The following is a 2,332-nucleotide window of genomic DNA, read 5'->3' on the forward strand; positions in this document are numbered from 1 at the left end:
GCGCCGGATCGTCGATCTTCGGATCGTGCGTCAGCGCCACGAAGGCGGTGTAGTGATCGATGTTCAGCGGCGGCAGCGCGACATCGGGCCACTCGGCGATCAGCGGCACGTCGGGGAAACGCTCAGGGCTGGCGAACGCGGTGCGCGGATCGACCACGGTGACGTCGTAACCGAGCGAGCGCGCCAGCGGTGCCAGCGCCTGACTGATATGCACGGCACCGACGATCACCAGCTTCGCGGTCGGCGCATAGACGTTGAGAAACAGCTTGTTGCCGTCGACCTCGATGCTGGCGCTCTTGCCCATGCGGAGCTGTTTGCCGAGTTCGGCGGCGAGCGGATCGACGGCGATGTCGGCGGCTTTCACCAGCCGCTGCGCGCCGGTCGCGGTGTCGGTCACCACGATCGCCGGCCGCCGCGCCGCGCGTTCGGCGTTGAGTTGCTGCAGGATCTCGAACTTCACAGGCTACGCCCCACTTCCTCGCCGCGCCGAACTAATCGACCTTTTCGACGAACACCCGGATGGTGCCGCCGCAGCTCAGCCCGACCTTCCAGGCGGTCTCGTCGGCGACGCCGAATTCCAGCAGCTTCGGCGTGCCGCTGTCGATCACGTCGAGCGCTTCGGTGACCACCGCGCCTTCGACGCAGCCGCCCGACACTGAGCCGAGAAAGGTCCCCTCGTCATTGATCACCAAGCTGGAGCCCGCCGGGCGCGGCGCCGATCCCCAGGTTTCCACCACGGTGGCGAGCGCCACGCCGCGGCCGGCTTTACGCCAGTCCTCGGCGGCACGCAGAATGTCTTCGTCGCGGTCGAGCTGCATGGAGGCGTCTCCTCTTGCTTGGCTGCTGGGCGCCGGTCAGGCGACGGAGCGGATCGTGCTGAAATGGTGCGGCGGCGGTGCCGACGACAGCGCCGCGATCAGCGTGTGCATCGAGGTCAAATTATGCACCGGGCGGAATTCGTCAACGTGGGGTAGCATCATTTTGATACCCTGGGCGCGCGGTTCGAAGCCGTCGTAGCGCAGCAGCGGATTCAGCCAGATCAGGCGGCGGCAGGAGCGGTGCAGTCGGTCCATCTCGAACGCCAGCTTGGAGTCGCTCTCGCGCTCCAGCCCGTCGGAAATCAGCAGCACGATCGCGCCCTGGCCGAGCACACGCCGCGCCCACAGCTTGTTGAAGCTGTGCAGCGAGGTCGCGATCCGCGTGCCCCCGGCCCAGTCCTCGACCGAGGAGGTGCAGCTCGCCAGCGCCTCGTCCGGATCGCGCTGGCGCAGCGCGCGGGTGACGTTGGTCAGCCGCGTGCCGAACAGGAAGGTCGACACCCGCTTGCGATCGTCGGTGATGGCATGGAGGAAGTGCAGAAACAGCCTTGTGTACTCACTCATCGAGCCGGAGATATCGAGCAGCGCCACGATCGGCGCCGGCTTGTCGATCAGGCCGAGCTTGCGAATGTCGACGATATCGCCGCCGGTGCGCAACGAGGCCCGCAGCGTGCGGCGCAGGTCGAGCTTGAGGCCGCGGCGCTCCGGCCGCACTCTCCGGGTGCGCAGTTCGGCCTGCGGCAGCCGCATCCGCTCGATCGCACGCGTGACCTCGGCGATCTCGGCGGCGCTCATCTGCGCGAAGTCTTTCTTCTGCAGGATCTCCTTGTCGGAGACGGCAAGCCGCAGCTCCTGCTCCTCGGCCGATGGCATATCGCGCGTCGCTGCCGGCGACATCGCCTCCTGCACCCGGCGCGAGGCCGGCGGCGGTTTCTTCTTGGCGGCGTCCGGCAGCGGGATCGAGTCCAGCATGTGCTGCCAGTCCTCGGCGGCGCGGAAGAACAGCGCAAACGCCTGATCGAAGATCAGCAGATGCTCGCGGCGCTTGACGAAGATCGCTTCCAGCGTGGCGTAGAGATCGTCGCGATGGCCGATCTCGATCAGCTGTAGCGCATCCAGCGCATCGATCACCGCGCCGGGCCCGACCGGCAGCCCCGCCGCCCGCAGCGCCCGCGCAAAGCCGACCACATTGTCCGCCATCTTGCCGGTCGGCGGATTGAGATGGTCGATCATCGCGGTCGGATTACGCTGCATCGTTTGCCACGCTCTCTCCACTTGTCATTCCGGGGGCGCTCCGAAGGCGCGAACCCGAAATCTCGACGTCAGTGCCGGCTTCAGATTCCGGGTTCGCGAGCTTTCGCTCGCGCCCCGGAATGACGAACTCCTGGTCCGTCCACAACCTCGCCGCTCACGCGGCCTGCTCCCTCTCCCGCTTGCGGGAGAGGGGTGGGGTGAGGGCGACGCGCGCACGGTGCCTGGGGCTCCCCCTCCCCCGCCCCGGTCCCCTTTACCCC

General features: G+C 67.6%; 3 protein-coding genes. All 3 read right to left on the minus strand.

The window, feature by feature from the left end:
• A partial coding sequence (locus DYI24_RS25100; RefSeq protein WP_164574250.1) for an XdhC family protein occupies positions 1-460 on the minus strand: 460 nt, incomplete at its 3' end.
• Positions 461-491: 31 nt separating this feature from the next.
• Positions 492-818: an XdhC family protein gene (locus DYI24_RS25105; RefSeq protein ID WP_011159337.1), complete on the minus strand. Its 327-nt coding sequence runs from the start codon at positions 816-818 to the stop codon at positions 492-494.
• Positions 819-854: 36 nt separating this feature from the next.
• A complete protein-coding gene (locus DYI24_RS25110) occupies positions 855-2,072 on the minus strand; it encodes a vWA domain-containing protein (protein WP_107356549.1) in 1,218 nt (405 codons plus the stop codon).
• Positions 2,073-2,332 lie beyond the last annotated feature (260 nt).

This window comes from Rhodopseudomonas sp. BR0C11, assembly GCF_010820945.1.
GTDB classification, from domain to species: domain Bacteria; phylum Pseudomonadota; class Alphaproteobacteria; order Rhizobiales; family Xanthobacteraceae; genus Rhodopseudomonas; species Rhodopseudomonas palustris_H.